We start from the raw sequence: 24,666 nt of genomic DNA, 5'->3' as shown, positions 1-24,666 counted from the left end.
GCGTATCATCGCCGGCATCCGAACCCGCCCTGGAACGCCCATGCTCCGCCGCGCGGCCGCATCCGCCTGCGTCCTGTTCGCCCTCGCCTGCGCCGGCACGGCCCGCGCGGACGACGGCGGCATCACCGTGCTGAGCGCGACGGTGGCCGATCACCCCATCGAAGGCGCCGCGGTCAGCTTGCGCCGCGACGGCCAGCCCGCGCTCGCCGCGACCACCGACGCCCAGGGCCGCGCAGCGCTCGACGCCGCCGCGCTGCGCGATCCGGCCGCGCGCCTGAGCATCCGCCGCGCCGGCTACGCGGAGTTGCTCGCGCAATGCCCTTGCGAAGGCTCGCGCTACGCGCTCAGCGCGGCCATGCAAAGTCTGGACGGCCTGCGCGTGGTGCTCAGCTGGGGCGAGGCGCCGGTCGATCTCGACTCGCATCTCAGCTTCCCCGGCAACCACGTTTACTTCGAACGCAAGAACGGCGCCGACGCCAGCCTGGATCTGGACGACACCGAGCGCCACGGTCCGGAAACCATCACCGTGCAGCGCAAGCATTCCGGCGAGGTCTACACCTACGCCGTGCACGATTTCGGCCATCGCCAGGACCCGGCCGCCGATGCGCTGGCGCGCAGTCAGGCCCGGGTCTACGTCTATGTCGGCCAGACCCTGGTGCGCACTTACACCGTGCCTTCGCAGCCCGGCAATCTGTGGACGGTGTTGCGCATCGACGGCGAAGGCCGCTTCGAGGACATCAACCGCATCGGCGCCAGCCGCGCCGCCGCCGATCGCATCGGCGCGGAGATCGCGCAGATCAGCGGCGGCGACACCGGCCTGGGCGACGCGCAGGACGACAGCGACGCGGCCCAGGCCAATCAACGCGGCGAAGCGGCGTATCGCGCCGGCGATCTTCCGGCCGCGATCGCGGCGTATCAGCAAGCGGTGGAACTCGATCCCGGCCATGCGCTGGCCTACAGCAACCTCGGCCTGGCCTATGTGAAGCAAGGCCGCGCCGCGGAAGCGATCTGGGCCTCGCGCACGGCGATAGCGCTGGCCAAGGGCGGCAATGCCGCGACCATCCGCGCCAACGCTTACTACAACATCGGCAAGCTGTACGAAGAAGACGGCCAGTACGAGCGGGCGATGTCGAACTATCTCGCGGCCAAGCGCGAGAGGCCGGACAAGACCTACGATCAGGCCCTGGAGCGCGTCAGCGCGTATTGAGGAGCGGTAATCCATGCAGGGCAGCAGCGATCGCGGCGGCAGGTATTCGACCCGGGTGCGCACCAGCGCGAGCCGCGCATGGCGCGGGCCGTGCGCAACATCGCCGGCCGCGGGTTGGGCCGCGCTGATCGGCGCTGCCGTGCTGTTGTTTGCCAATCTCGCCAACGCCGCCGGCCCTGCGGTCGTCGCCACCGCCGATCGCGCGACCTGGCCGCAGCCGCTGAACACACCGGCCGGATTCGATCGCGCCTCGCGCGCGGAAATCCTCGCCTTCTCGCACGAGTTGGCGCTGAGCGAATCGCTGGACGATGCCGCGCTGGCGCAGCGCTTGAATCTCAAGCAGATCGATCGCGCCGGAGTCGATCGGATCCGCGCGCGTTACTGGCAACGGCTGAGCGGCAACTACCGCCTCGCCTCGCGCGGCTGCGGCGCGCGCGAAGTCTTCTGCGCGCCCGCCGCCGATGCCGCGGCTTTGCGCCGGCTGGCGCTGGCCTTCGACGCCGCACCGGAACCGGCCTTTGCGGCCTGGTACGCCGACGCGGCGCGTTTTCATCGCATCTACCTCGACGAACAACTGCGCCTGGCCGCATTGTTCGCCCGCGTCAGCAGCGAGATCGACACCTACGGCAGCGACGAACTCGACGGCAGCGAGCTGCCCGACCGGCGCTTCCTGCTGACCTTCGACGACGGTCCCAGCGCGGCCGGCGGCAGCACCGACAAATTGTTGCAGACGTTGCGCGCGCACAAGCTGGATGCGACCTTCTTCGTGCTCGGCCAGTCGCTGCAGCAACGGATGAAGGCCGCGTCGCCCGCGCAGACCTACGCCGGCATGTGCGTCGCCTCGCACGGTTGGGAGCATCAGTCGCATGCGCGCTGGCCGCAGTGGCAGGATTCGGTGATCCGCAGCAGCGCGCTGATCAAGGCGCAGACCGGCGATGCCTATGTCCCGCTGTTCCGGCCGCCGTACGGGCAACGCCGCGCCGACAGCGGCGAGTTCTTCCGTCAGCAGGGTGTGCGCGTGGTGCTGTGGAGCATCGACTCGCAGGACTGGAACGCCAAGATGTCGCCGGCCGATGTCCAGGGCCGCCTGCTCAGCCTGATGCTGTTGTGGCGGCACGGGACGATTTTGTTTCACGACGTGCACGACAAGGCGCGGGTGGCGGTGCCTTGGTTGTTGAAGCAGACGCAGGGTGCGCGGGTGGATTGGATGGACTGCAAGGATTATCCGGGAGCGGATTGAACGGCTGCGCCGGGGTGGAGCAAATCCCCCGGCGCGCTTGGTGTTCTCGCTCCAACATGTTTCGCAGGCGCCAGCCCCCTTTTTCAAAGGGGGCGAATTTCCGCGTGCCATCATCGCGACGGATTCACCACGTCACCGCACTCTCCCCCAACCCGCGTTCCCCCCTTTGAAAAAGGGGGGCCAGGGGGGATTTGCTCTTAACCCGTCCCCTCAAACCAACGCCGCCTGATGCACCCCCGCCACCGCGCGCCCCGACGGATCGGCCGCATTCGCGAACGCCGCGTCCCATGCGATCGCCGCCGGCGAAGAACAGGCGATCGACTTGCCGCCCGGCACCGTCTCGGCGCAAGCCGTGCCCGGGAAATAGCGATCGAAAATACTGCGGTAGTAATACGCTTCCTTGGTCAGCGGCGTGTTGATCGGGAAGCGAACTGCTGCCGCAGCGAGCTCACGATCGTTGACGTGCGTTTCCGCGTGCAGCTTCAAACCATCGATCCAGCCATAACCCACGCCATCGCTGAACTGCTCTTTCTGCCGCCACAGGATCGAATCGGGCAAATAGCCTTCGAAGGCTTCGCGCAGGATCGACTTCTCGATCTTGCCGGCGGCCTTGTCCACCATCTTGGCCTGCGCATCCATGCGCATGGCCACGTCCAGGAATTCAACATCCAGGAACGGCACCCGCGGCTCCACGCCCCAGGCCATCATCGACTTGTTCGCGCGCAGGCAGTCGAAGCTGTGCAGCGCGTCGAGCTTGCGCACCAGTTCCTCGTGGAATTCGCGCGCGTTCGGCGCTTTGTGGAAATACAGATAGCCGCCGAAGATTTCGTCCGAGCCCTCGCCCGACAGCACCATCTTCACGCCCATCGCCTTGATCCGCCGCGCCAGCAGGAACATCGGCGTGGAAGCGCGGATGGTGGTGACGTCGTAGGTCTCGATGTGCTGGATCACATCCGGCAGCACGTCCAGGCCTTCTTCGAAGGTGTAGGTGAAGCCGTGATGGACCGTGCCCAGCGCTTGCGCGGCGATCTCGGCCGCGGCCAGGTCCGGCGAGCCCTGCAGGCCGATGGCGAAGGAATGCAGCCGCGGCCACCAGGCCTCGGCCTGATCGTCTTCTTCCACCCGGCGGCGGGCGAAGCGCGCGGCGCAGGCGGCGACCAGCGACGAATCCAGACCGCCCGACAGCAGCACGCCGTAGGGCACGTCGCTCATCATCTGCCGGTGCACCGCGCGCTCGAAGGCTTCGCGCAATTCCTGCTTCGACACTTCCACGCCTTTGGTAGCGTCGTAATCGCGCCAGGGCTTTTGGTAGTACTTCACCGGCGCGCCGACTTCGCTGTCGTAGTAGTGCCCGGCCGGGAACGGAGCGACGTCGTCGCACAGCCGCGCCAGCGCTTTCATTTCCGAAGCCACCCACAAGCGGCCGTCGGCGTCGTGGCCCCAATACAGCGGGCACACGCCGATGGGATCGCGCGCGATCACGTAGCGGCCGCGCGCGGCGTCCCACAGGGCGAAGGCGAAGATGCCGTTGAGGCGGTTCAGCAGTTCGCCCAGGTCGCCGCCTTCGCGGTACAGCGCGTTGATGACTTCGCAGTCGGATTTGGTCTGGAATTCGTATGGCGCGCCGAGCTGCTGTTCGAGCTCGCGGTGGTTGTAGATCTCGCCGTTGACCGCCAGCGCCAGTTCGCCGTCGGCCGAGCGCAGCGGCTGCGAGCCGCCGGTGGGATCGACGATCGCCAGCCGCTCATGCACCAAGATCGCGCGCGGCTCGACGCTGACGCCGGACCAGTCCGGGCCGCGATGGCGCTGTTTCGCCGACAAGGACAGGGCCAGCGGCCTGAGCGGGCGCAGATCGGCGCCGGGGCGCAGGTCGAACAAGCCTAGGATCGAACACATCGGACAATCTCCTGAAGGTTTACAGCGCTGGGGACGGGGTTGAGGGGTTTTGCCGGAGCCAGAAACGAAAAAGCCCGCACTTCGCAGTGCGGGCTTGTGATCGATTGAGCGTTTTGCTGCGCGCTAATCGTCGGCCCGCTGGAGGCTGGCGTTATTGCGATTATTGTTGTTGACGCGCGCGCCGTTCACGGCCGAATGCGAGCGGCCGGTTACGGCGGCGCTGCGGATCGAGGCGATGGCGGAGGCGAGGCTCATGGGTCGATCCTGCTTGAGGACGGCGCCGGATGCAAGCGTCCGGTGATTGGTCCAACGCGACCGCCGTCGCGGTCCGGCCATTGGGGGTGGGAATCGTGTGAGACCGGGGTTTGCCGGGTCGGGGGTTGGTCATGCCTCGGCGGAACGAAGAGCGTCGGGCCTGAAGGGCCCTCCCACAAAACTCGGGTCGGGCCTGAAATGGGTCTGCCACAAAACTTTGGGCCGGGTCTGAAACGGTCCTGTCATCGAGACTCCCGGCGATTAGCGGCACCGCTTCATCGCCGCTTCGCCGGGCCATCGCAGACTTCGGCTAAGCTCGCTCACGGAGGATTCCCATGGCCAAATGGATCAAGCGCGGCCTGCTCGCGCTGCTTTGCCTGTTCGCGATCGGCGGTCTGACCGCCTGGTGGCTGCTTCGCGGCAGCCTGCCCCGCCTGGAAGGCGAACTCGCCCTGCCCGGGCTGTCGGCGCCGGCGACGATCCAGCGCGATGCGCTGGGCGTGATCACCGTCGATGCTGCCAACGAAGCCGACGCCATGCGCGCGCTGGGTTACGTGCACGGCCAGGAACGCTATTTCGAAATGGACCTGCTGCGGCGCACCGCTGCCGGCGAGTTGTCGGCACTGTTCGGCGAACGCGCGCTCGACTACGACCGCCAGCATCGCGTGCACCGCCTGCGCAGCCGCGTGCAGGCGCAAGTGGCGTCCTTCGCCCAGGACAAGACCGCCTTGCTGCAGGCCTATGCCGACGGCGTCAACGCCGGCTTGAACGGCTTGTCGCGCAAGCCCTGGCCGTATCTGCTGCTGCGCAGCGAGCCCGAGCCGTGGACCGTGCCGGACTCGGCCCTGGTCGGCTACGCGATGTATTTCGATCTGCAGGACGCCAGCAACGCGCGCGAGTACGCGCAGTGGCGGCTCAGCTCGCAGTTGCCGGCGCCGCTGTACCGATTGCTGGCGCATCAGGGCAGCAGTTGGGACGCGCCGCTGTTCGGCGCTCCGGTCGGCGATGCCGCGCTGCCGAGCGCGGAGGAAGTCGATCTGCGCAAGCTGCCCTCGCCGCCGCCGGGACCGCTGGCGCCGCTGCCGTTCCTGGACGAAATCGGCAGCAATAATTTCGCCGTCGCCGGCAGCCTTACCGCCGACCGCCGCGCGATCGTCGCCGACGACATGCACCTGGGTTTGCGCGCGCCCAACATCTGGTTCCGCGCGCGATTGCGCTACGCCGACGCGCGCGCGGCCGGCGGCCGCATCGACGCCAACGGCTTCACCCTGCCCGGATTGCCGGCGATCGTGGTCGGCAGCAATACCCACATCGCCTGGGCTTTCACCAACAGCTACGGCGACTGGGCCGACTGGTCGCTGCAACCCGGTTGCGCCGGCGAGGCGACGGCGCAGACCTGCGCCGGCCTGACCGTGCACAAGGAAACCATCGCGGTCAAAGACGGCGCGCCGCAAACCCTGGTGGTGCGCGAAACCGCGTGGGGACCGCTGCTGCACGACAACGCCGACGGCAGCGCGCTGGCCTTGCGCTGGAGCGCGCATCTGCCCGGCTCGCTCAACATGGGACTGTCCGACCTGTTGCACGCGCAATCGGTGGACGATGCGATGGTGATCGCGCGCAAGGTCGCGATGCCGGTGCAGAACCTGGTGGTCGGCGACAGCAAGGGCAAGATCGCCTGGCGCCTGCTCGGCCCGCTGCCCGAGCGCGAAGGCGATTGCTCCGCCGCGGCGTTGGTCGAGAATCAGAACATCGCCCAGCCGCCGGCCTGCCCGCCGTGGACGATCCAGACCGCCGACGCGCCGAGCCTGATCGCGCCGCCGTCGGGGCGGCTGTGGACGGCCAATGCGCGCACGCTCGACGGCCTGGACCTGGAGCGCATCGGCGACGGCGACTACGTCCTGGGCGCGCGCGCCGGCCAGATTCGCGACGGCCTGTTCGCCAAGCAGCGTTTCACCGAACGCGATCTGCTGGCGATCCAGCTCGACGACCGCTCGCTGTTCCTGCAACGCTGGTGGAAGCTGCTGCAGGACGAAGCCGCGCGCGTGAGCAAGAGCGGGCAAAGCCCGGCGCTGAGCGCATTGGCCGAAGCCTCCAAGCGCTGGGAAGGCCGCGCCGAACCGGGCTCGGTGAGCTATCGCATGGTGCGCAACTGGCGCCGCGCGGTGTTCACCCGTATCGCCAACGGCCTGACCGCGCCGGCGCAGGTTGCGATCGGCCCGCAGTTCGAGATGCCCGACTTGAAGCAACTCGAAGGCGTGGTATGGCCGCTGCTGACCCAGCGCCCCGCGCACCTGCTGCCGCGCAACGAGCAGACCTGGGACAGCCTGCTCGAACATGCCGCGCTCGACGTGCTCACCGATCTGAACATCGCGCCCGGCCCGGACGCGGTGGCGAAGTTGTCCAGGCATCGTTGGGGCGAACACAACACCGCCGCGATCTGCCATCCGCTGGCCTCCGCCCTGCCCGGTTTCGCCAAGAGCGCACTGTGCATGCCGCCGGACGAACTGGCCGGCGACGCGGCGATGCCGCGGGTGCAGCGCCCCGGCTTCGGCGCGTCCGAACGCATGGTGGTCTCGCCCGGTCACGAAGCCGACGGCATCATCCATATGCCCGGCGGCCAGAGCGGCAATCCGTTGTCGCCGTTCTGGGGCGCGGGCCATGAGGATTGGGTGCACGGGCGCCCGACGCCGTTCCTGCCGGGGGCGACGCGCTACACCTTGAAGTTGACGCCGCAGTAAGGCGCGCGGATCGCGGCGGCAAGCTTCGCGCTTGCCGCCGTGTCGCGAGCGGCGCCGGTCAGACGATCAACAAACGCTCGATCAAGGCCAGGTACAAGCCCGGCAGCGCTTCCAGGTCGGCCACCGCGACGTTTTCATCGACCTTGTGGATGCTCGCGTTGACCGGCCCGATCTCGATGCACTGCGCGCCCAGCGGCGCGATGAAACGCGCGTCCGAGGTGCCGCCGCCGGTGCTCTCCAGCGGCGCGGCGCCAGCGAACTGAGTCAACACCGCGCGCGCGGCCGCGCGCAGCGGCCCTTCCGGCGTGTAGAACGGTTCGCCGCCGCGGAACCAGCGCAGCTCGTATTCCAAGCCGTGCGCCTGCAACACCGCTTCGCATTCGCGCTCCAGACGCTCGGCGTTCCAACTCGGGTTGAAGCGCAGGTTGAACAACACCTGCAGCTCGCCGGGAATCACGTTGTTGGCGCCGGTGCCGGCGTGGATATTGCTGATCTGCAGCGAGGTCGGCGGAAAGGTTTCGTAACCCTCGTCCCAACGCTTCGCCGCGAGTTCGGACAAGGCCGGCATCGCCTGATGGATCGGATTGCGCGCCTTCTCCGGATAGGCGACGTGGCCTTGCACGCCGATCACCTTCAAGGTCGCCGACAAGGTGCCGCGGCGCCCGACCCGCAGCAGATCGCCCAGCCGCACGGTCGAAGACGGCTCGCCGGTGATGCACCAGTCGATGCGCTCGCCGCGCGCGCGGAAACTGTCCGCGACCCGGCGCACGCCGTCGATCGCATCGCCTTCCTCATCGGAGGTCAGCAACAGCGCGACGCGGCCGCGATGATGCGGATGCCGCGCCGCGAACTGCTCCAGCGCGATCACGAACGCCGCCACGCTGCCCTTCATGTCGGCCGCGCCGCGCCCGTACAGCACGCCGTCGCGGATTTGCGGCAGGAACGGTTCGCTGCTCCAACTGTCCACCGGACCCGACGGCACCACATCGGTGTGACCCAGCAGAACCAGGGTCGGGCCGTCGCCGTCGCCATGCACGGCCCACAGGTTATCGACCTCGCCGAAGCGCAGATGCTCGCAGGCGAAACCCGCGCGGGTCAGGCGCCCGGCGATCAGCGCCTGGCAGCCCAGGTCGTCCGGCGTCACCGACGGCCGCGCGATCAGATCGCAGGTCAGCTCCAGCACCGCGCTGCGACCGGCGCCGGCCGCGCTCACGAACCGATCCCGAAACGCTGCTTGAAACCGTTGTCGCTGAAGCCCTGCGAGACCTTGCCGTCGTCGGTCACCACGACCGGCCGCCGGATCAACTGCGGATACTCCTTGAGCAACAGCTTCCACTCCGCGTCCGACGCCGGTTCCTTGCGATTGGGCGGCAAGGTGCGCCAGGTGGTCGAAGACTTGTTGATCAGCGACTCCCAGCCGCCGAGCTGAGTCTTCCACTCGACCAGCGTCTCCGGCGACTGCCTGTTATCTCGGTAATCGACGAAGCTGTGCGCGACGCCGAAGCGGTCGAGCCACTTGCGGGCTTTCTTGCAGGTGTCGCAGTTGTTCAATCCGTAGAGCGTAGTCATGACTTAGCCACCTATCACTGGATCTTTTCGTCGATCGGCTTGCGGCCGGCGACGGTTGCGAAAAACGAATACGCGGTTGAAACCCCGCACCGCCACGTCCCGGAGCCTCACTTCATTTACCGCTCCGGGCGCGTTGGACTCGCTCGGCGAGTTCGACAGCCAGCGGATGCTTGGCAAACGGATTGAAAGCAATTCCTTTCGGAAGGAAGTCGATCTTCTCCCCGAATTTCCCCGGCGTCCGTAAGTGCAGCGTCACGCGAGGCGTCCTTTCCATGCGCTTGTTCTCGACTTCTACGATGTCCCGCAACGCGATCCGCACTTCTTCCGACCCTTTTCTGACGACCAGACAATCTCCGTCGTCGAACACTTTGTCGGCAAGACTCCACACATACGCCCGGAAGGCGAAAACGCCGATCAATAGCATGAACAGCGGCGCGATCAAGGCAATCGGCTCTATTTTCCAAGCTTCGTAAACGACGCCTCTTGCAAATATCCAGGCGACCCCGCCGAACCATATGACCGGGAATATCTTCTTGGTGAAGTACGTCTGGCTGGACGAAATTTCTCTCATGCCGATCTCCGTGGCCCCCTTCGCAATGACGTCTTCTTAAAGGTATACGTTCCGAATTAAGGCGACTGTTGATGCGAAGAGTTCGCGCTCGCCAGCAGTATTCGCTGCTTGAGGTCCTCGATGACTTTGCTCGCGCCGAACGTGCCGAATGGCGAATTCGCTCGCGGGAGGAACACGATGCGCTTGCCGAACCGGCCGGCCTTTCGCAGATACAAAGTCGCGCGATGCGACCGCATCGCATAGTTGACCGACACGCTTTCGATGTCGGCGATATCGATGATTTCCTCGATACCGCCACGGCGCACCTTCAGCCGATCTCCGCAATCGACGACTTCGTCGGCCAGAGTCCACGACATGACGACCTGGGCCAGATAGGCGACCACGACCAAAGCCATGCCCCACCAAATGGGCTGCGCGCCGTTCGGGTCATACAAGCCCCAAGAAGCGTACGCGACGATCAGCAGACTCAGGGCCGGCATGACCCATTTGTACAACGGCATCATGCCGGCCGAGATACGCTGCATGACCGGAACGCCTCAGTCCGCCAACCCGCGCAACAACTCATTGATACTGGTCTTCGACCGAGTCTTGGCATCCACCTGCTTGACGATCACCGCGCAATACAGCGAATGCGATCCGTCCTTCGCCGGCAGCTGGCCGGACACGACCACGCTGTACGGCGGCACCGAGCCGTAGCTGATCTCGCCGGTGGCGCGGTTGTAGACGCGGGTGCTCTGGCCCAGGAACACGCCCATGCCGATCACGCTGTGGTGGCCGACGACGAAGCCTTCCACCACTTCCGAACGCGCGCCGATGAAGCAGTGGTCTTCGATGATGGTCGGCGAGGCCTGCAGCGGTTCGAGCACGCCGCCGATGCCGGCGCCGCCGGACAGGTGGCAGTGCTTGCCGATCTGCGCGCACGAACCGACCGTGGCCCAGGTGTCGACCATCGTGCTTTCGCCGACGTGCGCGCCGATGTTGACGAAGCTCGGCATCAGCACCACGTCCTTGCCGATATAGGCGCCGCGGCGGGCGATCGCGCCGGGCACAACGCGCGCGCCGAGTTTGCGGAAATCGGCTTCGCCGTAGCCTTCGAAACGCGCCGGCACCTTGTCCCAGAACGGCGCCGGGTCGGCTTCCACGACCTGCATGTCGTTGACCCGGAAATACAGCAGCACCGCTTTCTTCAGCCATTCGTTGACGGTCCAGCCGCCCTTGCCGTCGGGCTCGGCGACGCGGAACTCGCCCTGCTCCAGGCCGTCGATCACGCGCTCCACCGTCGGCCGGGTCGAGCCTTCGATCTCGTCCGGCGTCAGCATGCTGCGGCGCTCGAACGCGCTGTCGATCATGAATTTCAGTTCGTCCACGCCCGGCGACTCGACACTCTTCTTCTTCACGGCCTTCTTGGTGGTCTTCTTCGCGGGGCTCATCGACTATCTCCTTCGAGGCAGGCCAGCAACGCGTCGCGCAGGGCCTGCTGTTGCGTTTGATCGAGCGCGTTGTCGCGCCCGTCGGCATTCACACTGGTGATCTGGAACACGTCTTCGGCGCGCTCGCCGAAGGTGGCGATGCGCGCGTCGTACACGCGCAGCCCTTGTTTTCGCAGGGTTTGCGCGACGTCGGCGAGCAGGCCGGGACGGTCGGTGCAGACCAGGCTGAGGGTGGTGCGCGGGCTCGCGCTCTCGCCCTTGCGGTAATCGGAGAATTCGATCTGCGGCGCGATGCGGAAATGACGCAGATGGCGCGGCTGGGCGCGGCGCGCCGGCTTGATCCGCTCCAGCGGACCGGCCAGCGTCGATTCCAGGCGGCGTTCCACATCTTCCGCGCTGGGCGACTGGCGCGGATCGGTCGGCACCACTTCGAAGGTATCGAAGATCGCTCCGAACGGGCCGTCGAGCACGCGCGCCTGCTGGATCGCCAGGCCCAGGCGATCGAGCGTGGCGACGATCGCGGCGAACAAGCCGTCGCGATCGGGCGAATGCACGAACACTTCCAGCGCGCCGGCATGCGTGCCGCCGTGAGCGCTGACCGGACGCGCACGCACGCGCGTGTCGCCGATGGCCACGCCGCGCAGGGTCGAGGCTTGCCAGGCGATCTGGTCGGGGCGTCCGCGCTGGAACGCGATCTGCGGCATGCGCGCGAACAACGCGGCGATCTCTTCGTCGCGCACGCCGAACGCGGCCAGCATGGCCTGCGCGGCTTCGCGGGTTTCCGCCGCGCGCTCGTCGCCGGCGACCGGATGCTCCAGGCCGCGGCGCAGGGCCAGGCGCGTGGCCGTGTACAGATCGGCCAGCAGCCGGTCTTTCCACGCGTTCCACAGCTTCGGCGAGGTGCCGGCGATGTCGGCGCAGGTCAGCAGGTACAGGTGATCCAGATGCTCGCGATCGGCGACCTTGGCCGAGAAGCGGTGGATCACTTCCGGATCGGCGATGTCCTGCTTCTGCGCGGTCACCGACATCAGCAGATGCTGGCGCACCAGCCATTCGACCAGAGCGGTGTCGGACTCGCTCAGGCCCATGGTCGTGCCGAACACGCGCGCGTCGTCGCCGCCGAGTTCGGAGTGATCGCCGCCGCGGCCCTTGGCGATGTCGTGGAACAGGCCGGCGAGCAGCAGCAGTTCGGGCTTGCGCAGGCGCGGCCAGACTTCGTGCGCGATGCTGAAACGCTCATCGGCCACGCCGGACGCGAAGCGCGCCAGATTGCGCAGCACCGCCAGGGTGTGCTGATCGACCGTGTAAACGTGGAACAGGTCGAACTGCATGCGCCCGGAGACTTTCGAGAACGCCGGAATCCAGCGCCCCAGCACGCCCAGGCGCGCCATGCGTTCCAGCGCGTGCACCGGATGCGGGCCGCGCAGGATCTTGAGGAAACGCTCGCGCAGCGCCGGTTCGGCGCGATCGAAGCTGGGCACCTTCGACAGCGCTTCGGCCAGCGCGCGCGCGGTCTGCGAATGCAGGCCGCGGATTTCGTCGTGCGCGGCCCAGGCGCCGAACAGCGCGAACACTTCGAACGCGTCGCGCGGCCACTCGGGATCGCGCGCGGCGATGTAGTCGCGGCGCAGTTCGAAGGCTTCGTACAGGCCGCTCAGCGGCACCGGCACGGCTTCGCCTTCGATCTGTTCTTCGAAGCGCTGCAGCAGGCGCTCGCCGATCCGCAGCACCAGCGCGGCGCTGCAGTAGAAGCCCTGCATCATCTGTTCGACCGCCAGGTTGTCGGCGTTATCGACGTGACCCAGGCGCTCGGCCAGCAGTTTCTGGTAATCGAAGCGCAGGCGCTCTTCGCGTTTGCGCGCGACCAGATGCAGCCCGAATCGCAAACGCGACAGCGTGCGGCGCTCGCGCTCCAGCGTGGTCAGTTCGTCCGGGCCCAACTGGCCGATGGACACCAGCGATTCCAGGTCCGAGGTGCCGATGATGCGCAGCGCCATCCAGTGCAGCGTCTGCACGTCGCGCATGCCGCCGGGGCCTTCCTTGAGATTGGGCTCCAGGTTGTCCGCGGTATCGCCGTAGCGGGCGTGGCGCTGGCGCAGCTCGTCGCGCTTGGCGATGAAGAATTCGCGCGCCGGCCACACCTGCGAGGGCGACACCGCCGCCTGCAACGCCATCTGCGCGACCGCGCCGGCGACGATCGGCCGCGCTTCCAGCATCGCGGTCAGCACGGTCAGGTCGGCGGCGGCCTCGGTGCATTGCGCGGCCGAACGCACCGCGTGCCCGACCGGCACGCCGGCGTCCCACAGCGAGGCGAAGAAACAGCCCAGTTGCTCGGCCTGCGCGGTCTGGGCCTCGGGTTCGGCCAGCACCAGCAGGTCGATGTCGGATTGCGGAAACAGTTCGCCGCGGCCGTAACCGCCGACCGCGAACAGGGCCAGCGGCGCGTCGGTGTCGATGCACAGCTGCCAGGCCGCGCGGACCTGAGCATCGACCGCGTCGGCGCGGGCGCGCAGCAGGCGATCGATGTCGGCGTTGGCGTCCTGGTCGAAGCGCTGCGCGAGCGCAGCATCGACCGCGCTCAGCGCGGCGCGGATGGCCGCGGGGGTGCCGGGAAGCGGCGCTTCATCGGCCGCCGGGGCGGCGGACACCGACGAAGCGGCGGCCGATCGATCGACCGGCCGTTCGCCGGCACCGGTAGCGGTCATAGATCGTTGTCGTCGCCCGGCACGCGGGTCAGGATTTCCACGCCGTCTTCGGTGACCGCGATGGTGTGCTCCCACTGCGCGGACAGCTTGCGGTCCTTGGTCACCACGGTCCAGCCGTCGGGCAGGGTCTTATGGCGATACGTGCCTTCGTTGATCATCGGCTCGATGGTGAAGGTCATGCCGGGAACCAGCTTGACGCCCTCGCCCGGACGGCCGACGTGCAGCACCTGCGGTTCTTCGTGATAGATGCGGCCGATGCCGTGGCCGCAGTAATCGCGCACCACGCTGAAGCGCTCGGCTTCGGCGTAGGTCTGGATGGCGTGGCCGATGTCGCCGAGGGTCGCGCCGGGCTTGACCAGGCGGATCGCGCGGAACATGGCTTCGCGGGTGACCTCGACCAGGCGCTTGGCCATGACCGACGGCGTGCCGGCGTAATACATGCGGCTGGTGTCGCCGTGCCAGCCGTCCTTGATGACGGTGACATCGATATTGACGATGTCGCCTTCCTTGAGGATTTTGCTGTCGCTGGGAATGCCGTGGCAGATCACGTTGTTGACCGAGGTGCACACGGTCTTGGGAAAGCCTTTGTAGCCGACGTTGGCGGGAATCGCCTTCTGCACGTTGACGATGTGCTCGTTGCAGATGCGGTCCAGCTCGCCGGTGCTCACGCCCGGCTTCACGTAGGGAGCGACGACCTGCAGCACCTCGGCGGCCAGGCGGCCGGCGACGCGCATCTTTTCGATGTCTTCGGGGGTTTTGATGGAGATGGCCATGCCCGCATTATCGCTCATTCACGTTCGCCTATCATCGCGCCGCGCGGTCCGCTGCGTGCCGATGGCGGCCTCTTGTGGACGAGGTGTGTGAACTTGGGTTCAGTCCTGGTCGGGGCTGGGGTGGGTGGTGGTGCCGGCCCGGGGGCTTCAGCGTCGGGAACTGATCGGCGGCCCGGCCAGTCTCAAGGCGTTGCGCGACGCATTTGCTGAAGTGCGCGGCCCGGTCAGGCGCCCCAGCCCTCGCGAACCCTCGAAGGTCTTTTGTGGGAGGGCCTTCAGGCCCGATGCTCTTCGATCAGGCCTGTGGATCATCGCGGCGGAAAGAAAAGCATCGGGCCTGAAGGCCCTCCTACAAAAGACCTCGCGCAATTCGCCCCCGGGAAGGCCTCACCCCCCATCCAGTTGCCCCAAACCCCGGTCCCGGCTACACTTTCGCGGCTTTGCGGCCGGTACGTCCGTCTTTCGGACCCCGACCGCAGCCGCCCACGCCGGGCGTCACCGGCGAATTCACACCTGTCGCCACAACCCGTGCCGGGGTGCCTGAGTCCTCGATCGCAAGATCGTCGATGCAGGTTCGGACACGGAAGCGACAGGGAGGCCCAACCCCGGAACCACTTGTCCGAAGCTGATTCGCTTCGGACAAAACGCCCTCACTCATTCGGCGTCGGTTCCCTGCCTTCGGAGTTTCGCAATGCCTCAGATCACCATGCGTCAGATGCTGGAAGCCGGCGTCCATTTCGGCCACCAGACGCGCTACTGGAATCCCAAGATGGGCCCGTACATCTTCGGCGCCCGCGGCAAGATCCACATCATCAACCTCGAGAAGACCGTTCCGCTGTTCAACGACGCGATGAACTTCATCTCGGGCATCGCGCAAAAGCGCGGCACCATCCTGTTCATCGGCACCAAGCGCTCGGCGCGCGAGTCGATCAAGGAAGAGGCCGAGCGTTGCAACATGCCGTACATGACCCAGCGCTGGCTGGGCGGCACGCTGACCAACTTCCGCACCGTCAAGCAGTCGGTCTCGCGCCTGAAGGAACTGGAAGCCGGCGAAACCGACGGCACCTTCCAGAAGATGGTCAAGCACGAAGTGCTGGGCCTGCGCCGCGAGCGCGACAAGCTGGAAGCCTCGCTGGGCGGCATCAAGGACATGAACCGTCTGCCCGACGCGCTGTTCGTGATCGATATCGGCCATGAAGACATCGCGATCAAGGAAGCCAAGAAGCTCGGCATCCCGGTCATCGCCGTGGTCGATACCAACTACGATCCGGCCCTGGTCGATTACGCCATCCCGGGCAACGACGACGCCATCCGCGCCGTGCAGCTGTACGCCCGCGCCGCGGCCGATGCCGTGCTGGAAGGCAAGGCGGCGGCTCCGCAGGTCGGCGGCGTGCGCGAAGAAGACTTCGCCGCCGAAGCCGAAGGCGAAGGCAAGGAAGACCGCAAGTCCGCTCCGCGCGGTCGCGCGCCGGCCAAGAAGGGCCCGGCTCCGGCTGCCGCCCCGGCCGCCAAGAAGGCCGACGGCGAAGCTCCGGCTGCCGAGTAATCGCGCGGCCGTCAGCGCCCGGTAACGCAGCCGCGCCATAGTGCGCGGCTGCGACACGCACCATCCGACCCTGCAGGAGCGGCGCAAGCCGCGATCAACCGAAGCGACGTCCGCAAGCGCCGCAATCCGAAGCCAGCACCGCCCGGACCGCAAGCCAGAGCCTGCGCCCCCGACCGGTCAGGCCGATTCTGCCGCCGCCCCGCCCGCGCCCCGTCGCGGCTTGCGCCGCTCCTGCACGGCAACACGTATACCTGAGGTAATTCCAATGGCTGATATCACCGCTTCCCTGGTCAAGGAACTCCGCGAGCGCACCGGCGCCGGCATGATGGAGTGCAAGAAGGCCCTGACCGAAAACAACGGCGACCTCGACGCTTCGGCCGAGTGGCTGCGCAAGGCCGGCATCATCAAGGTCGGCAAAAAGGCCGACCGCGTCACCGCCGAAGGCCGCATCGCGGTCGCCCAGAACGGCGGCAAGGCCGTGCTGGTCGAGATCAACTCCGAGACCGACTTCGTCGCCAAGGACGCCAACTTCGTCGGCTTCACCGAAACCGTCGCGCAGACCGCGCTGGCTTCGGGCGCCGCCGACGTGGAAGCGCTCAAGGCCACCAAGCTGGCTTCGGGCGAGACCATCGAGGAAACCCGCGCCGCGGTCATTTCCAAGATCGGCGAGAACATCCAGATCCGTCGCATGGTCAGCATCGACAGCGCCAACAACGTCGCGGCCTACGTCCACGGCGGCCGCATCGGCGTGCTGATCGAGCTCAAGGGCGGCGACGCCGACCTGGCGCGCGGCCTGGCCATGCACGTGGCGGCGATGAACCCGCCGCACATCAAGGCCAGCGACGTGCCGGCCGAGTTCGTGGCGAAGGAAAAGGAAATCGAACTGGCGAAGATGTCCGACAAGGACAAGTCCAAGCCGGCCGACATCCTGGAGAAGATCATCGGCGGCAAGATCGCCAAGATCGTCAACGAAGTCACCCTGTACGGCCAGCCCTACGTGCTCAACGGCGATCAGACCGTCGAGCAGGTGGTCAAGGCCGCCGGCGCGGACGTGGTGACCATGCGTCGCCTGGCTGTGGGCGAAGGCATCGAGAAGCAGGTGGACGATTTCGCCGCCGAAGTCATGAAGCAGGCGGGTCTGGCGTAAGCCTTCCGCGCTTCAGTTGCGATGTGAGAAAGGCCGCGGATTCCGCGGCCTTTTTCTTTGGGGATTCGGGATTCGGGATTCGGGATTCGGGATTCGGGATTCGGGAATCGGGAATCGGGAATCGGGAGTCGGGAGTCGGGAATCGGGAATCGGGAATCGGGAATCGGGATTTTCATTCGGGACCGGAAACTCGGAAACCGCACACTCACCTACCGTCATTCCCGCGGACGCGGGAATCCAGGGCCTTTCGTGCGAGAACGCCTGAAGTCACTGGATTCCCGCGTTCGCGGGAATGACGGCGCTGAGAAATGACGGCCCTGGGAAGAAACCCCGATCCCCACGCCCCAGAAAAACAAAGGCCGGGAATCACCCCGGCCTTCGCACCGCAAACAACCGCCCCGCCCCGGCGCGACCGCGCCGGAACACACGGCGATCAGCTGGTCTGCTGGAAATAAACCTCTTCATACGGCTGCACCACCACCCAACCGGTGCCGGCGAACTTGAGCTGGATGCTCTCGCCCGAGCCGCGGCCGAACAGCGTGCCCAGCGAGATGTCGGTGACGATGTCCGGGCTCAGCCCGCCCGACCAGGCCACGGTCGCGTTCGGATCGGTGAACACCGGCTGGTCCGGGGTCACCGCCAGGGTCAGCGGCTCGTAGTGCGAGGTGATCGCGACCACGCCGTTGCCGCTGAGTTTGATGTTGAACAGGCCGCCGGACATCATCCCGGAGACCTTGCGCATCATCTTGATGTCCGACTGCACGCCGTCTTCATAGGCCAGCACGTCGTTGCCGTTGACGAAGATCGATTCGCCGTTGAGGCGCAGCAGGGTGATCTTCTTGCCCGCATCGGCGATGTAGACCCGGCCCTGGCCTTCCATCTTCATCAGCTGGGTGCCTTCGCCGCTGATGGCCTTCTTGAGCAGATTGCCCAGGCCCTGCTCCATCAGCCCCTGGCGCACGAACTTGACGCCGCCGCGGTAGGCGACCATCGAGCCGGACTTGGCCCAGACCCGGCCGTTGAGTTTGACTTCCAGCAGATGCGAGCTTTCCAGTTCGAACGCGTCCTGGCTCAGATCCTTCTGCTTGGACGCTTCGACGAATTCGTTGAGGTTCTTGATCGACACTTTCCATCTCCTTGGGTGGTGCGCGGCGGCGCTGTCAGGACGGCGCGGCCGCGGCGGCGGTTCCAGTGCTTGGACCGGCGGCCGGATCATACCCGCTTGGATCGCGTCTGCTTGCCGCGTCACGGTTTCGGATCGATGCGGCAACGTCCCCACCCCGCCGCCGGTCGGGCAGAGGCAAGCTGGCCGAGGGCGCGCGAACACGTCGGCGCCCGCGCCGGCATGGCCGATACGCGGCGCGCGACGGCCTGGACAGGTGCGCCCGCGCCACCACCGATGTGCTCCCAGCCCGTTCGCGCACGCCTAAGCACAGTGCGCTTGAGCTACAATTCGCCCCGTTTTCCGCCTCCCCCGAGATCCCCCATGTCCCAGCTCGCCTATCGCCGTGTCCTGTTGAAACTCTCCGGCGAGGCATTGATGGGCGATGAGGACTACGGCATCGACCCCAAGGTCATCGGCCGGCTGGCGCGCGAGGTCATCGAAGTCCAGCAGGCCGGCGCCGAAATCGCGCTGGTGATCGGCGGCGGCAACATCTTCCGCGGCGCGGGCCTGGCGGCCGGCGGCATGGACCGGGTCACCGGCGACCAGATGGGCATGCTGGCCACGGTGATCAACGCCTTGGCGATGCAGGATTCGCTCGAAAAGCTCGGCGCCAAGGTGCGGGTGATGAGCGCGATCAAGATCAACGACGTGTGCGAGGACTACATCCGCCGCCGTGCCATCCGCCACCTGGAAAAAGGCCGTCTGGCGATCTTCGCCGCCGGCGTGGGCAGCCCGTTCTTCACCACCGACTCGGGCGCGGCGCTGCGCGCGATCGAGATCGGCGCCGACCTGCTGCTCAAGGCGACCAAGGTCGATGGCGTGTACGACAAGGACCCCAAGAAGCACAGCGACGCGGTGCGCTTCGACAAGCTGACCTACGACGACGTCATCAGCCGCGATCTGCAGGTGATGGACACCGCCGCCTTCGCCCTGTGCCGCGACAGCGAACTGCCGCTGCGCATCTTCGACATGGGCCACCCGGGCGTGCTGCTGAAGATCCTGCGCGGCGAGAACATCGGCACTCTGGTGCAGGGGCGCGGCTGAGTCCTGGCCTGCGTATCGGCCGGCGGCTTACGTCGCGCCGGTGGTTTCGATCCGAACGAACGATATTGAAGATTCTTGAAGGCTAGCCGCTCGGCGAGTCTGTGCTGCGGCGCGCGCGATAGGCGGCGATCGGGCCCGATCGCCAACCGCCCTGCCCTGCCTTACCCGTTCAATATCTCTGCTTAGGGTTTCGCGGAATCTGTTTTTTGCTCGTCATTCCCGCGAACGCGGGCTCCGCTTTACTTCGGCGAAGCCGAACATCCAGTGCCTTTCGTGCGAGAACGTTTGAAGTCGCTGGATTCCCGCGTTCGCGGGAATGACGACCTATCAGCCCTTACAACGACGCGTTCGCGTCGCTCAAATCGCGCTCCGACTGTTCCACCGCCTCGCGCGCGGCACGTATCGCATCGCGACGGATCTTTTCGACGTCCACCCGCTGCTGCAGCGCATCGCGGCGAATCTTCTCGACATCCACTTGCTGCCGCGCTTCGTTGCCGGCGCGCAGGGCATCGCGACGGATCTGCGCGCTGTCGGCCGTCTGCCGCTGCGCATCGCGACGGGCCTGTTCGGCGATGCTGCGGATTTGCGCGCTGTCTGGCACGTAGCGCGTCGCGTCGCGGCGGACGCGTTCGGCATCGCGTATCTGCTGCTGCGCGTCGCGGCGCGCTTGCGCGGCCTCGCGCAGGGCTTGGTCGTGGTCGAGCTGCGCCTCGCGCCGGGCTTGTTCGCCGTCGCGTTGCGCCTGCTGTCGGGCCTGTTGCGCATCGCGCTGCGCGCTCTGCCTGGCTTGCTGCGCCTCGCGTTGCGCGTCGATCCGGGCGCGCTCGCCTTCGCGTTGCGCTTCGCGGCGCGCCTGCTCGGCATCGCGGCGGGCCTGGGCGGCGTCGCGCTGCGCCTGTTCGGCGTCGCGGTGGCCCTGTTCGCGCGCGCGCTGGCCTTCTTCCTGCGCCTGTCGCGCGGCATCGCGCGCTTCGCGCTGGGCGTCGAGCGCTTCGCGTCGGGCGTTGGCCGCGGCGCGCTGGGCTTCGCGGCTGGCGGCCTCGGCGTCGCGCTCGGCCTGGCGGCCCGCGCGTTCGGCGTCGCGGCCGGCCTGCTCGGCTTCGCGTCCGGCCTGCTCGGCCTCGCGCATCGCCTTGGCGGCCTCGCGGCTCGCGCGTTCGGCATCGACGCCGGCCTGCTTGGCATCGCTCATGCGTTGTTGCAGGCGCGCACGGGTGGCCGGGTCGCGCACGATTTCGTAGCGGCCGTCGTCGCCGACGCGGTAGTACTCCCCGCCCTTCACCGCCCAGATTTCGGGCTTGCCGCCGCCCTTGAGTTCGGTGATGCGGGTTTCGCCGTCGCGCGAATCGGAATGGATCGACACGGTCTGCGATTGGGTTTTCGGCGCGCGCTCGCCGGCGGCGGCGGTCACGCGGTAAGGCACCAGTCCCAACAGCACCACGGCGGCGGTCAGGACCAGCCCTCCGATGTGCGAGGACGAAGTCGCGTTCTGCAACATGGTCAGTCTCCTCTTCAGAACAACATAAGTGGGCGACGCGCTGGCCACGCCGGCCGCGGGCCGCGGCGCGACGCCCAGGCGCAGCAGCAGACGGCCGTAGTCGTGCGCCGCATAACGCTGGCTTTCGAGCACGGCGGCGTCGCAGGCGGCTTCGCGCGCGATCGAGTATTCCCGCGCGATGACGTGCGCGAGCGGATGAAAGAAGAACAGGTGCTGCACCATCGCCGGCACCCAGCCCCACCACAGATCGCGGCGGCGCACGTGGACCAGTTCGTGATGCAGGGCCATCGACAATTCTTCGCTGTTCAATTGCGGCGTTCGCGCATCGGGGAGCAGCACCGCGGCCGGCCACGGACCGATCAGCTGCGGCGAATGGATCTGCGCCGACAGACGCAGCGGCGGCAGGCGGCGCAGGCCGAGGCTGTCGCCGAGTGCGCGATAAGCCCGCAGCACGTGCGCTTGTTCGCACGGCTGCGACTCGGCGACGCGGCGGCGCGCGGCGGCATAGCCGCGCGCACTGGCGATCGCGACCAGGACGAAGCCCGACAGCCACAGCGCGGCGAACACCAGCGGCCACGACAACCAGTCCGCGCCGGCCATCTGTTCGCCGACGGCCGGTGCCGCGGTGAGGTCGGCGCGGGTCACGAAATACGGCAGTTGCGCGGCCGAGGACAGCGGCGGCGCGGGCTGCGCCGTGAGCGCCGCGTCGCTCCACGACGCCGGCAGCAACGGCAGGCTCAACGGCGTCGGCCACAGCGCGCCGAGCAACAGTTGCAAGGCCGCACTCCACCACAACCAGCAGCGCATCGCCGCGCTCAGGCGCAGGTAGCGGCACAGCAGCCACACCGCCGCGACCACCAGCAACGATTGCAATCCGGCCGCGACCAGGCGCGGCAGCAGGGTCTCGCCAATCCAGTCCAGACTCATCTCAGTTCTCCTTGCGGCGCGACTGCAGATCGGCGACCAGGCTTTCCAGTTCGGCCAGTTCGTCGTCGCTGACCTGCGCGCGCTGCGACATCCAGGCCACGAACGGCGAGACCGATCCCTGCAGCGTGTTGGCGACAAACTTGGCCACCGCCGAGCGCATCACGTCGTCGGGTTCGGTCGCGGTGGAATAGCGGTACACCCCGCCGGCCTTGCGCCGGCGCAGATAGGACTTGGCGCGCAGGCGTTCCATCATGGTCAGCACGGTCGAACGCGCCAGCCCGCGCGGCTCGCCATAGCCGGCGGCGACATCGCCGACCGAGGCCTCGCCCTGTTCGGAGAGGTATTGCAGCAGCGCCAGTTCCTGGTCGCCGATGGATTTTTGCGTCATGGCCGTTCCTTGACTACAGCTGTAGCCAAGGGTGCGTGTGACTACAGGCGTAGTCAAGCGTGCAGAAAGTCATAGGCCGGGTCCCCAGGGGCAGAGACAGGTATCGATGTCGGGGCGGCGGGAAAGGTTTAAGGGGCGACGGCGGACCAGGGCTCGGGCGGCCTCGCTGGGGATGACTGCGGCGGCGCCTCGCTGCACTCATGGATGCGAAGTCGGCATCGCCTCGCGCGAAGCGCTTTCGACGACAGCATCGCGACAGCTTGCGATGTCCGTGCACGTCGACGCACTCGCGCGCGGTCGAACGGCGCTCGCAAACGATCTCGGATTTCGCTGCGTGGCCGAGAGGTTGTCATCGATGCCACGGCTGCGCGACTCACGCCGCGATGCGCATATCGCCGCGCGACGCGGCAATGAAATGTTATGCCGTACCAACGCCGCGCCGTCGCATAACTCAAATCGCAAACCCCGAAGAAAAAGCCCGATCTGCGACGCGAGGCGCGCTTAACGGCCGCCGCCGCAGCGCTGTAATAGTGTTCACGCCGGCGCCCGTGACAGCATGTGCGCATGCACTCGCACAACCACCACGGTCACCACCACGGCCTCAGCGGCACCCGCGCGTTCGCCGCGGTGACTTTGATCAATCTCGCCTACACCGCGCTGGAAGCCGGCTACGGCTTCATGACCAATTCGCTGGCGCTGCTGTCGGACGCGCTGCACAACTTCGGCGACGTGCTCGGCCTGGGCCTGGCCTGGGGCGCGGCGGCGCTGGCCAAGCGCGCGCCGACCGATCGCCACACCTACGGCTGGCGCCGCGCGACCTTGCTGTCGCCGCTGGCCAACGCGCTGCTGCTGGTCGGCTTCTCCGGCGCGCTGGGCTGGGAGGCGATCCGCCGTTTCAGCGCGCCGCCGGAGATTCCGGCCTTGCCGGTGATCATCGTCGCCGCGCTCGGTATCGCGGTGAATCTGGGCGCCGCGTGGCTGGTGCGCGACGGCCACGATCACGATCTCAACCGCCGCGGCGCGTTCCTGCATCTGATGGCCGACGCCGCGGTGTCGCTGGCGGCGGTGCTGGCCGGCGCCGGCATGTGGCTGACCAGCTGGGAATGGCTGGACCCGGCGATCGCGCTGCTGATCGGCGTGGTGGTCGCGGTCGGCGCGTTCGGGCTGCTGCGCGAGGCGTTCAACGCGGCGATGGACGCGGTGCCGCGCGGTGTAGATCGCGGCGAAGTCGAAGCGCTGCTGCGCGGGCAGCCCGGGGTGATCGCGATCCATCATCTGCACATCTGGTCGCTGGGCGCGGGCGAGATCGCCATGACCGCGCATATCGTGCGGCCCGATGACAGCGACCACGACGCCTTCATCGACAAGCTCAATCGCGAACTCGACCGCCGCTTCGGCATCAATCACCCGACCCTGCAGGTCGAGCACGGCCGCGCCTGCGAGCACGACCGCCACGATCGCGCGCCGCACGGCGACCCTGCGCATGCGGGCGGGCATCACCACGGCCACGATCACGGCGATCACAGCCACGACGATCACGATCACGCCGACCACGCCCACGGGCACGCCGCCGCCGACTGCACCGACGGCCACGAAGCCGACGAACCGGCGCACCCGCACCCGCACGGCTCCACGCACCGGCACTGACCCGCGCGCCGGGGCCGCCATGCTGCAACGCAGCGAAACCGCCGCTGCCTGATCGCCCCGCCCGTCCGCGGCCGGCCGAATCGGCCGCGAACGCGCGCAAAACGTGACCGATGCCATCGCAAACCCGGGCATCGGTCCATCCCCTCGATCGCGCCGCGGCACGCGCAAAACAGCGGCGATCGCGCGCGCGGCGGCGGTCAGGGCGGGGCCGAGGCGCCGGTCGCCGTCCGCAAAACCCGCCCGAGCCCATATAATCCCGCGATTACCGCCACTGGAACGGAGCCGGCGATGCTCAATGAAATCAAGAAAGACGCACAGAACCGCATGGCCAAGAGCGTCGAAGCCTTTCGCCACGACCTGACCAAGATCCGCACCGGGCGCGCCTCCACTGCGCTGGTCGATCATCTGAAGGTCAACTACCACGGCTCCGAGATGCCGCTGGGCCAGGTCGCCAGCGTGCAGGTCAGCGATGCGCGCACGCTCACCATCACCCCGTGGGAAAAGCAGATCGTCGGCGCGGTCGAGAAGGCCATCCTCGCCTCCGACCTGGGCCTGACTCCCAACACCGCCGGCACCGTGATCCGCATCAACCTGCCGGCGCTGACCGAAGAACGCCGCAAGGAACTGACCAAGGTCGTCCACAGCCAGAGCGAGGACGCCAAGGTCGCGATCCGCAATATCCGCCGCGACGCCAACCATCAGGCCAAAGAGCTGCTCAAGGACAAGAAGGTCACCGAGGACGAGATGCGCGGCTTCGAAGGCGACATCCAGAAGGTCACCGACAGCGCGATCAAGGACGTGGACGGCGTGGTCAAGGCCAAGGAACAGGAATTGATGGCGGTCTGAACGCAGACCATCGCGGCGAACGGCGACTGGTTCATCGGTCGCAGCCGCGCTGAACTTCTGCGTATCGTGCAGGT

The 24,666-nt window shown here is 67.3% G+C and carries 20 protein-coding genes; 8 read left to right on the top strand and 12 right to left on the bottom strand.

Going from position 1 to position 24,666, the window contains the following annotated elements:
- Window positions 1-40: 40 nt before the first annotated feature.
- Window positions 41-1,207, top strand: coding sequence for a tetratricopeptide repeat protein (locus AB4Y92_RS16190; protein WP_441820591.1), 1,167 nt, complete (start codon window positions 41-43; stop codon window positions 1,205-1,207).
- A gap of 13 nt (window positions 1,208-1,220) precedes the next feature.
- The gene (locus AB4Y92_RS16185) at window positions 1,221-2,447 is read left to right on the top strand and encodes a polysaccharide deacetylase family protein (RefSeq protein WP_441820590.1); all 1,227 of its coding nucleotides are present in this window, start codon (window positions 1,221-1,223) and stop codon (window positions 2,445-2,447) included.
- A 210-nt stretch (window positions 2,448-2,657) separates the two neighbouring features.
- On the opposite strand, the gene asnB is transcribed toward AB4Y92_RS16185, so the two are convergent.
- Both asnB and AB4Y92_RS16175 read right to left on the bottom strand, forming a co-directional pair.
- A complete protein-coding gene (gene asnB / locus AB4Y92_RS16180) occupies window positions 2,658-4,343 on the bottom strand; it encodes an asparagine synthase B (RefSeq protein ID WP_441820589.1) in 1,686 nt (561 codons plus the stop codon).
- 123 nt (window positions 4,344-4,466) lie between these two features.
- On the bottom strand, window positions 4,467-4,598 hold the full coding sequence (locus AB4Y92_RS16175) for a hypothetical protein (RefSeq protein ID WP_441820588.1): 132 nt from the start codon (window positions 4,596-4,598) through the stop codon (window positions 4,467-4,469).
- A 335-nt stretch (window positions 4,599-4,933) separates the two neighbouring features.
- Between AB4Y92_RS16175 and AB4Y92_RS16170 the strand changes: the two genes are divergently transcribed.
- Window positions 4,934-7,336, top strand: coding sequence for a penicillin acylase family protein (locus AB4Y92_RS16170; RefSeq protein WP_441820587.1), 2,403 nt, complete (start codon window positions 4,934-4,936; stop codon window positions 7,334-7,336).
- 58 nt (window positions 7,337-7,394) lie between these two features.
- Here AB4Y92_RS16170 and dapE read toward each other — a convergent pair whose 3' ends face one another.
- The 7 genes from dapE to map form a co-directional block, all read right to left on the bottom strand.
- On the bottom strand, window positions 7,395-8,549 hold the full coding sequence (dapE, locus tag AB4Y92_RS16165; protein WP_441820586.1) for a succinyl-diaminopimelate desuccinylase: 1,155 nt from the start codon (window positions 8,547-8,549) through the stop codon (window positions 7,395-7,397).
- Entirely contained in the window at window positions 8,546-8,905 is a 360-nt protein-coding gene (locus tag AB4Y92_RS16160) for an arsenate reductase (protein WP_441820585.1), read from the bottom strand. The genes dapE and AB4Y92_RS16160 overlap by 4 nt, the downstream gene beginning before the upstream one ends.
- 112 nt (window positions 8,906-9,017) lie before the next feature.
- Window positions 9,018-9,476, bottom strand: coding sequence for a hypothetical protein (locus AB4Y92_RS16155; protein WP_441820584.1), 459 nt, complete (start codon window positions 9,474-9,476; stop codon window positions 9,018-9,020).
- A 56-nt stretch (window positions 9,477-9,532) separates the two neighbouring features.
- Entirely contained in the window at window positions 9,533-9,955 is a 423-nt protein-coding gene (locus AB4Y92_RS16150) for a hypothetical protein (protein ID WP_441820583.1), read from the bottom strand.
- Window positions 9,956-10,012: 57 nt separating this feature from the next.
- Window positions 10,013-10,906: a 2,3,4,5-tetrahydropyridine-2,6-dicarboxylate N-succinyltransferase gene (gene dapD, locus AB4Y92_RS16145; protein WP_441820582.1), complete on the bottom strand. Its 894-nt coding sequence runs from the start codon at window positions 10,904-10,906 to the stop codon at window positions 10,013-10,015.
- A complete protein-coding gene (glnD, locus tag AB4Y92_RS16140; protein ID WP_441820683.1) occupies window positions 10,903-13,554 on the bottom strand; it encodes a [protein-PII] uridylyltransferase in 2,652 nt (883 codons plus the stop codon). Before glnD ends, dapD begins: the two co-directional genes overlap by 4 nt.
- A gap of 53 nt (window positions 13,555-13,607) precedes the next feature.
- A complete protein-coding gene (gene map, locus AB4Y92_RS16135; protein ID WP_057943544.1) occupies window positions 13,608-14,384 on the bottom strand; it encodes a type I methionyl aminopeptidase in 777 nt (258 codons plus the stop codon).
- A 691-nt stretch (window positions 14,385-15,075) separates the two neighbouring features.
- Between map and rpsB the strand changes: the two genes are divergently transcribed.
- Window positions 15,076-15,930, top strand: a complete 855-nt coding sequence (gene rpsB, locus AB4Y92_RS16130; protein WP_215059202.1) for a 30S ribosomal protein S2 — start codon at window positions 15,076-15,078, stop codon at window positions 15,928-15,930.
- 265 nt (window positions 15,931-16,195) lie between these two features.
- Window positions 16,196-17,077 carry a translation elongation factor Ts gene (tsf, locus tag AB4Y92_RS16125; RefSeq protein WP_057943546.1) on the top strand — a complete coding sequence of 294 codons (882 nt, stop codon included), beginning with the start codon at window positions 16,196-16,198 and terminating at the stop codon, window positions 17,075-17,077.
- 433 nt (window positions 17,078-17,510) lie between these two features.
- On the opposite strand, the gene AB4Y92_RS16120 is transcribed toward tsf, so the two are convergent.
- Window positions 17,511-18,203: an AIM24 family protein gene (locus AB4Y92_RS16120; protein WP_441820581.1), complete on the bottom strand. Its 693-nt coding sequence runs from the start codon at window positions 18,201-18,203 to the stop codon at window positions 17,511-17,513.
- Between the two features lie 360 nt (window positions 18,204-18,563).
- Between AB4Y92_RS16120 and pyrH the strand changes: the two genes are divergently transcribed.
- A complete protein-coding gene (gene pyrH, locus AB4Y92_RS16115) occupies window positions 18,564-19,286 on the top strand; it encodes a UMP kinase (RefSeq protein ID WP_057943548.1) in 723 nt (240 codons plus the stop codon).
- Between the two features lie 334 nt (window positions 19,287-19,620).
- Here the strand turns inward: pyrH and AB4Y92_RS16110 are convergent, their stop codons facing one another.
- A complete protein-coding gene (locus tag AB4Y92_RS16110; protein WP_441820580.1) occupies window positions 19,621-21,711 on the bottom strand; it encodes a M56 family metallopeptidase in 2,091 nt (696 codons plus the stop codon).
- A gap of 1 nt (window position 21,712) precedes the next feature.
- Window positions 21,713-22,099, bottom strand: a complete 387-nt coding sequence (locus tag AB4Y92_RS16105; RefSeq protein WP_215055999.1) for a BlaI/MecI/CopY family transcriptional regulator — start codon at window positions 22,097-22,099, stop codon at window positions 21,713-21,715.
- Between the two features lie 564 nt (window positions 22,100-22,663).
- On the opposite strand from AB4Y92_RS16105, the gene AB4Y92_RS16100 reads away from it, so the two are divergent.
- Together AB4Y92_RS16100 and frr are read left to right on the top strand one after the other, a co-directional pair.
- Window positions 22,664-23,746: a cation diffusion facilitator family transporter gene (locus AB4Y92_RS16100; RefSeq protein WP_441820579.1), complete on the top strand. Its 1,083-nt coding sequence runs from the start codon at window positions 22,664-22,666 to the stop codon at window positions 23,744-23,746.
- 288 nt (window positions 23,747-24,034) lie between these two features.
- Window positions 24,035-24,592, top strand: coding sequence for a ribosome recycling factor (gene frr, locus AB4Y92_RS16095; protein ID WP_441820578.1), 558 nt, complete (start codon window positions 24,035-24,037; stop codon window positions 24,590-24,592).
- Window positions 24,593-24,666 lie beyond the last annotated feature (74 nt).

This window comes from Lysobacter sp. TAB13, assembly GCF_052113885.1.
Lineage (GTDB): Bacteria > Pseudomonadota > Gammaproteobacteria > Xanthomonadales > Xanthomonadaceae > Lysobacter > Lysobacter gummosus.
This window is presented reverse-complemented; position numbering and strand designations above follow the sequence as displayed.